Below are 7,130 nucleotides of genomic sequence, written 5' to 3' on the forward strand. Positions count from 1 at the left end.
CGGCGTCCGCGCCGCCCGCCGCGGCGGCTCCGGAGACCGCCGCGGCCGGCACGCCCGCCTCCCTGCCGATGCCGCCCGAGAATATCGGGCCGGAGAAGCTCCGCGCCGCCGCCGCGCAGGGCGACCCGGCGGCGCAGTTCGAGGTCGCCGCCCGCTTCGCGGAAGGGCTCGGGGTCGGACAGGATCTCGGCATCGCGGCATCCTGGTACGAGCGCGCCGCCGAGGGCGGCCTCGCCCCGGCGCAGTACCGGCTCGGCTCGATCTACGAGAAGGGCCTCGGCGTGCCGAAGGACCTCGCCAAGGCGCAGGCCTGGTACCAGCGCGCCGCCGCGGCCGGCAATGTGAAGGCGATGCACAACCTCGCCGTCCTCTACGCCGAAGGCGCGGCGAGCGAGCCGGACCTCGGGAAGGCCGCGGGGCTCTTCCGGCGCGCGGCCGATCACGGCGTGCGCGACAGCCAGTTCAACATCGGCATCCTCTATGCGCGCGGGCTCGGCGTGCCGCAGGACATGATCGAGGCCTACAAGTGGTTCGCGGTCGCCGGCCGCGCCGGCGACGCGGAGGCCGAGAAGCGCCGCGACGTCATCGCCAAGGCGCTGAGCTCCAGCGACCGCGCCAAGGCGGAGGCGGCCGCCGACGCCTTCGTCCCGCTCGAGGCCGACCGCGCGGCGAATGTCGTGGCGGAGCCGCCCGGCGGCTGGGGCCCGCCGAAGCAGGACGTGAGCCTCGGCACCTCGTCGAATCTCGTGGCCCGCGTCCAGACCCTGCTCGCCAGGCACGGATTCGAGATCGGCACCGCGGACGGCGTGGACGGTCCGAAGACCCGCCGCGCCATCGCCCTGTTCCAGAAGGAGGCCGGCCTGCCGGTCACCGGCGAGATCGACACCGGCCTGATCGCGGCGCTTTCGGAAGGCGCCGTCTGAGCGGCGCGACCAGGCGACGCGGCCGGCGCGGATCCGGCTTCCATAGATGCATTCGCATCTTTAAGCGTTTGACAGGACAGAGCTGTTAAGCCCTTAGTCCGGCACGCCGTCATCAACCTTCCAGACCGGACTGGCGCTTCGGGTGCAGCTCTACCTGCCGATCGCCGAACTCACTGTGAACATGCTCATCTTCCTGGGCGTGGGGGGTGCTGTCGGGTTCGTTTCAGGGCTGTTCGGGGTGGGCGGAGGCTTCCTCCTGACCCCGCTCCTCATCTTCAGCGGCGTGAGCCCCGCGGTGGCCGTCGCAACGGTCGCACCGCAGATTGTCGCGTCCTCGACCTCCGCCGCAGTCTCCTACTGGCGGCGCCGGCTGATCGACGAGAAGATGGCGCTCATCCTTCTCTCCGGCGGCATGATCGGCTCCGGCCTCGGCGTCTACGTGTTCCGGGCGCTCCGCAGCCTCGGCCAGCTCGACCTCCTGCTCGGCTTCGCCTACGTCACCCTGCTCGGCGTGATCGGCGGGCTGATGCTCCGGGAATCCGTGGGCGCGATCATGCGCAGCCGGGCCGGCCGCCCGCCGGTCGGCCGCCGCCCCGGCCAGCACAACTGGGTGCACGGCCTGCCGCTCAAGGTCCGCTTCCGGCGCTCCAAGATCTATGTCAGCGTGCTCCCGGTGGTCGCGCTCGGCTTCGGCGTCGGCTTTCTCGGGACCGTGCTCGGCATCGGCGGCGGCTTCCTGCTGGTGCCGGCGCTGATCTACCTGCTGCGGGTGCCGACCACCGTCGTCGTCGGCACTTCGCTCGGCTACATCGTCTGCACGATGGCGCTCGCGACCGTGCTCCATGCGGTGGCGAACGGCAGCGTGGACATCGTGCTCGCCTTCCTCCTGATGATCGGCGGCGTCATCGGCGCGCAGTTCGGCGCCCAGATCGGCCAGACGCTCCGGGGCGAGCACCTGCGCGCGCTGCTCGCCATCATCGTCCTCGCGGTGGCGATGCGGTTCCTGTTCGACCTCTTCGTCGCCCCGCCCGATCCCTATTCCATCGAGATGCTGGGGGCCGTCGCATGATCGCCCGCGCGCTTCTCGGCCTCGCGCTTCTGGCGGCGCCGGCCGCGGCGCGGGCCGAGAGCCTCGTCTCGGCGCTTTCCGACGAGGCGGTGGAGATCAATTCGAGCTTCACGGGCTCGCGCATCGTGGTCTTCGGCGCGATCGAGCACGCGCCGGCCGATTCCGACGATTACGAGGTCGCGATCGTGGTGTCCGGTCCGCCGCAGGACATCGTCGCGCGGCAGAAGGGGCGGGTGTTCGGGGTGTGGGCGAACCGCGACACGCGCGAGTTCGACGACGTCCCGTCCTATTACGTCGTGCATTTCAGCGAGAATCTCAGCCGCCAGGCGAGCCTGGAACGGCTCGAGCAGTACCGGCTCGGGATCGACAACCTTCCGTTCGTCCGCGAGTCCGCCGGCAACGCCGTCACGGCCGATTTCGCGGAGGCCGTGGTGCGGATCAAGAACGGCCGCGGCCTCTACATGGAGCGGCCGAACGCGGTCGAGTTCCTGGGCTCGCACGTGTTCCGGACCACCTTCTTCCTGCCGGCGAACGTGCCGACCGGCCAATACACCGTCGCCGTCTACGTCTTCCGCAACGAGACCTTCCTCGCCGGGCAGACGCAGAGCCTCATCGTGGAGAAGAGCGGCACCAACGACGAGATCGCGCGGTTCTCCGAGAACCAGCCCCTCGTCTACGGCCTCGCCACGGTCGCGCTCTCGCTCTTCACCGGCTGGCTCGGCGGCGTCGTGTTCCGCCGCGGCTAGGTCAGTCGCCCGCGAGCGCGGCCGGCCGGCGCAACGCCTTGACGCCGGGATATGCCTGACGAATTCTTGCGACCGGCCGGAGCTTCCCGGCCGAGGAGCGGATCCGATGGGGCAATGCACACCCGACGTGACGTCATTGGTACGCCACTTCGTTTCATCGTCGCGAACCGAGATCGCGAAGGTGGCCGACGCCTTCGCGCAGGGGAAGGCCGACGCGGCGAACGCCTTCCTGCGCTCGATCGGCTCCAACAGGGACGTCGGCCTGATCGCCAACGTGTTCGGCACGTCCGCGGCGGGCCGGAACGCCTTCTTCTCGACGGTGAACGCCTCGGTCGGGCCGGCGATCAAGAACTCGGACGCGCTGCAGGTCGTGTTCGGCGCGCTCGTCACGACCGCGGGAGGGATGGTCTACGCACAGGCCGGGGCGGCCGCGGTCGCAGCGGCGGGGGCCGGGCCGCTCCTCGTCGTCATCGGGATCATCCTGATCGTGGTGGGCATCGCCATGGTGGGGGTCGCGCTCAATCGGATCGCCAATTCGCTGCTCGCCTTCATCAAGGGCCAGATGAGCGCGGCGACCGCACGCTGAGGCTCGACCGGCGCATGCCGGCCCGCCTCGGGGCGCCACGCGCCGCCGCACGCGGTTCGTCCGGGCGCGCCTAGTCGCCCGCGAGCGCGTGCGGGGCGACCGGGTAGAGCCGCCTCTCGCCCAGCATGAAGGCGAGGAAGGCATCGGCGCGAAAGACCTGCGCGAAGGCGCGGTCGAGCACGTTGAGCCCGCCGGCGAGCACGCCGAAGGCCGGCAGGACCAGGCGTTCGCCGTCGCTCACGAAGGCGCGCCGACGGACCGAACGCCCGTGCCGCGCGACCTTCGCGGCCGGATGGAGATGGCCCGCCACCTCCCCCCGAATGCCGCCGCACGGCTCGTGCCGGAACGTCAGCGCGCCGAGGACGAGCGTCGCCGCCGTCTCGCCGCCGATCGCGGGCGGCAGCTCCGGATCGTGGTTTCCCGTCACCCAGACCCAGTCCCGACCGCGCTGCAGGGCCGCGATCCGCGCGCGCGCCTCCCCGGCGAGCCTCTCCGGTCCGGCGCGATCGTGGAAGCTGTCGCCGAGGCAGATCACGCTTCGGGGATCGCGCGCCCGCACCGCGCTCTCGAGGCGCCGCAGCGTCGCGCCGGTATCGTAGGGCGGAAGCAGCATGCCGCGCCGGGCGAGCGAGGACGCCTTCTCCAGGTGAAGGTCGGAGACGACGAGCGTCCGCGCGCCGGGCAGCCAGAGCGCCCCGGCCGCGTCGAGCACCGCCTCGCAGCCCGCGAGCTGCAGCGCGAGCTCGGGCCGCTCAGCCAAGGCCGCCTCCCGCCACTCGATCCGCCCCGTCGCCGAAATGCGCCTCTCCCATCGCCTCGCGGAGGAGATCCTCCGCCGCGTCCGCCATCATGTCCTCCTGCGCCTCGCCGAACACCGGCTCGCGCCCGATCTCGAGCAGGATCGGCACGGAGAGCGGCGACACGCGGGAGAGCCTCTGATGCCCGATTCGACCCTTCACGCGCGAGAGCATTTCCCCGAGCCGCGCGATGTCGAGGAGCCCGGTCGCGGCGTCGGCCCGGGTCGCCTGGAGCAGGATATGGTCCGGCTCGTGGCTGCGCAGGACGTCATAGACGAGGTCGGTCGAGACCGTCACCTGCCGGCCGGTCTTCTCCTGCCCCGGATGCCGCCGCTCGATCAGGCCGGCGATGACCGCGCAGGTCCGGAAGGTGCGCTTCAGCAGGTAGGAATCGGCGAGCCACGCCTCGAGATCGTCGCCGAGCATGTCCTCGTCGAAGAGCGCCGCGAGCGACGGCCGCCCGTCCGCGAAGAGCGCGCCGAGATCGCGCAGCGCCCAGACCGCAAGGGCGTAGTCGGTCGCCACGAAGCCGAGCGGGCGCGCGCCGGCCCGCTCCAGCCGCCTCGTCAGCAGCATGCCGAGCGTCTGGTGCGCGAGCCGGCCCTCGAACGGGAAGGCGACCATGTAGTGCCGGCTGCGGAGCGGGAAGGTCTCGACCATGAGCTCGTCCGCGCCGGGAAGCCGCGACTTCTCGCGCTGGATCTCCAGCCATTCGCGCACCTGCGGCGGCAGCCGCCGCCAGCTCTCCGGCTCGGTGAGGAGCCGGCGGACGCCCGCCGCGAGATAGGTGGTGAGCGGGAACTTGCCGCCGGCATAGGACGGGATCTGCGGGTCCTCGCTGGCGGCGTTGCTGACGAATGCCTCGTTGTCGCGGATGCCCTCGAAGCGGAGCGTGCGGCCGGCGAAGCGGAACGTGTCCCCCTTCACCAGCGTCTCCACGAAATATTCCTCGACCTGCCCGAGCATGCGGCCGCCGCGCCCCGCCGCTCCGCCCTTCCGCCCCAGGCGGACGTTGAGCATCGGGGATTCGACGATCGTGCCGACATTGAGCCGGTACTGCTGCGCGATGCGCGGGTGGGTGATGCCCCAGCTGCCGTCCTTGCGCCTGCGGATCCTGGCGAAGCGCTCGTAGGCGCGCAGCGCATAGCCGCCGGTCGCGACGAAATCGACGGCGCGCTCGAACGTCTCCCAGTCGAGCCGGCGATAGGGCGCAGCGGAGACGATCTCGCGGTGGAGCGCGACGGCGTCGAACGGCTCGGCGACGGCCATGCCGAGAATGTGCTGGCAAAGCACGTCGAGCGCGCCCGCGCGGAGCGGCGGCGTGTCCTGCGCGCCGATATAGTTGGCGTCGAGCGCGGCCCGGCACTCGAGCACCTCGAACCGGTTCGCCGGCACGAGAATGCCCTTCGAGGGCTCGTCCATCCTGTGGTTCGCCCGGCCGATCCGCTGCGCGAGCCGGCTCGCGCCTTTCGGGGCGCCGACATGCACCACGAGATCGACGTCGCCCCAGTCGATCCCGAGATCGAGCGTGGAGGTCGCCACCACCGCGCGCAGGGAGCCCGCGGCCATCGCGGCCTCGACCCGGCGGCGCTGGCCGCGGTCGAGCGAGCCGTGGTGGAGCGCGATCGGCAGCGCGTCCTCGTTGATGGTCCAGAGCTCCTGGAACAGCATCTCGGCCTGCCAGCGCGTGTTCACGAAGAGGAGGGTCGTGCGGTGCGCCTTGATCGCCCGGTAGATCTCGGGCAGCGCGTAGCGCGCCGAATGGCCCTGCCAGGGAATGTGCGCCTCGGAGGCGAGGATCGCGAGATCGGGGCGGGCGCCGCCTTCCACCAGCACGAGCTCGGAGAGGTTCCGCTCCCCCTCCGGGCCGGACTGCGCGACGAGCCAGGCGCGGAGATCGTCCGGCTCGGCGACGGTTGCGGAGAGCCCGATCGTGCGCAGCCCCGGCGCGAGCGTCCTGAGCCGCGCCAGATCGAGGGCGAGGAGGTCGCCGCGCTTGGAGACCACCAGCGAATGGAGCTCGTCGAAGATCACGACGGAGAGGCGCGAGAAGAACCGCCGCGCATCCTTCGACGCGGCGAGGAGCGCGACCTGCTCGGGGGTCGTGAGCAGGATGTCCGGCGGATCGAGCTTCTGTCGCTGCCGCTTGTGCAGCGGCGTGTCGCCGGTGCGCGTCTCGAGCCGGACGGGAAGCGCCATTTCGGCGACCGGCTGCTCGAGATTGCGGGCAATGTCGACGGCGAGCGCCTTGAGCGGCGAGACGTAGAGGGTGTGGGGCCCGAATACCGGCGCGCCGGGCGCCCGGACCTCCTCCGACAGCTCGACGAGGCTCGGCAGGAAGCCGGCGAGCGTCTTGCCGGCGCCGGTCGGCGCGATGAGGAGCGAGGAGAGGCCGCGTTGCGCCTTTTCGAGAAGGGCGAGCTGGTGCGGCCGGGGCGCCCATCCGCGCGCGGCGAACCACCCGCCGAACCGGGGCGGCAGGAGCGTCTCCGCTGGCGGCGTCCTGTGGATCGGTCGGTTCACGGAACGAAAGTAGAACCGGCAATCCGGCCTGTCGAGTCGGCCGCGCGCGGGCGCGAACCCGCTTTGCGCCGGTCCCGCGGCCGACGATACTCCGTCCCATGCGAATCGCCTGGAAGCGCGGCCCGGAGAGCCTAGCCGTCTCGATCGGCGGCAGCCCCGTCCCGGTCGCGGTGCGGCGGAGCGAGCGGGCGCGCCGGCTCGTCCTCAGGCTCGACGCGCGCAAGGGCACGCCGGTCCTCACCTTGCCGAAGCGCGTCCCGCTCGCCGAGGGACAGCGCTTCCTCGACCGTCATGCCGGCTGGCTGGCCGCCCGCCTGGCCGACGCGCCGGGCGCATCCGCCTTCGCCGACGGCTCCGCCTTCCCGCTGCGCGGCGAGGCGTGCCGCATCGTCCATCGCGGCGGCCGGGGGCTGATGCGGCTCGCGCCCGGGCCGGGCGGGACGGAACTGCACGTGCCCGGCGAGCGCGCGCATCTGCCGCGGCGGG

General features: G+C 71.9%; 7 protein-coding genes. 5 read left to right on the plus strand and 2 right to left on the minus strand.

Features of this window, described 5'->3' with window-relative positions; translation table 11 throughout:
- The 4 genes from E4O86_RS21600 to E4O86_RS21615 form a co-directional block, all read left to right on the plus strand.
- On the plus strand, positions 1–923 hold a 923-nt coding region (locus tag E4O86_RS21600; RefSeq protein ID WP_161142622.1), incomplete at its 5' end, for an SEL1-like repeat protein.
- Between the two features lie 142 nt (positions 924–1,065).
- The gene (locus E4O86_RS21605; protein WP_161142623.1) at positions 1,066–1,992 is read left to right on the plus strand and encodes a TSUP family transporter; all 927 of its coding nucleotides are present in this window, start codon (positions 1,066–1,068) and stop codon (positions 1,990–1,992) included.
- Positions 1,989–2,738: a TIGR02186 family protein gene (locus tag E4O86_RS21610; protein WP_161142624.1), complete on the plus strand. Its 750-nt coding sequence runs from the start codon at positions 1,989–1,991 to the stop codon at positions 2,736–2,738. The genes E4O86_RS21605 and E4O86_RS21610 overlap by 4 nt, the downstream gene beginning before the upstream one ends.
- Positions 2,739–2,844: 106 nt before the next feature.
- Complete coding sequence (locus E4O86_RS21615) at positions 2,845–3,324, plus strand: hypothetical protein (RefSeq protein WP_161142625.1); 480 nt, start codon at positions 2,845–2,847, stop codon at positions 3,322–3,324.
- 70 nt (positions 3,325–3,394) lie between these two features.
- On the opposite strand, the gene pdeM is transcribed toward E4O86_RS21615, so the two are convergent.
- Both pdeM and E4O86_RS21625 read right to left on the minus strand, forming a co-directional pair.
- Positions 3,395–4,084, minus strand: coding sequence for a ligase-associated DNA damage response endonuclease PdeM (gene pdeM / locus E4O86_RS21620; protein ID WP_246206544.1), 690 nt, complete (start codon positions 4,082–4,084; stop codon positions 3,395–3,397).
- Complete coding sequence (locus tag E4O86_RS21625; RefSeq protein WP_425500149.1) at positions 4,077–6,644, minus strand: ligase-associated DNA damage response DEXH box helicase; 2,568 nt, start codon at positions 6,642–6,644, stop codon at positions 4,077–4,079. Before E4O86_RS21625 ends, pdeM begins: the two co-directional genes overlap by 8 nt.
- Before the next feature lie 98 nt (positions 6,645–6,742).
- On the opposite strand from E4O86_RS21625, the gene E4O86_RS21630 reads away from it, so the two are divergent.
- A partial coding sequence (locus tag E4O86_RS21630) for a YgjP-like metallopeptidase domain-containing protein (RefSeq protein ID WP_161142626.1) occupies positions 6,743–7,130 on the plus strand: 388 nt, incomplete at its 3' end.

This window comes from Propylenella binzhouense (genome assembly GCF_009866965.1).
Taxonomy (GTDB): Bacteria; Pseudomonadota; Alphaproteobacteria; order Rhizobiales; family Afifellaceae; genus Propylenella; species Propylenella binzhouense.

Bases quoted from the DNA above. Each gene is read 5' to 3' on its own strand.
- E4O86_RS21610 (WP_161142624.1), top strand. From the start codon at position 1,989: ATGATCGCCCGCGCGCTTCTCGGCCTCGCGCTTCTGGCGGCGCCGGCC.
- E4O86_RS21615 (WP_161142625.1), top strand. From the start codon at position 2,845: ATGGGGCAATGCACACCCGACGTGACGTCATTGGTACGCCACTTCGTT.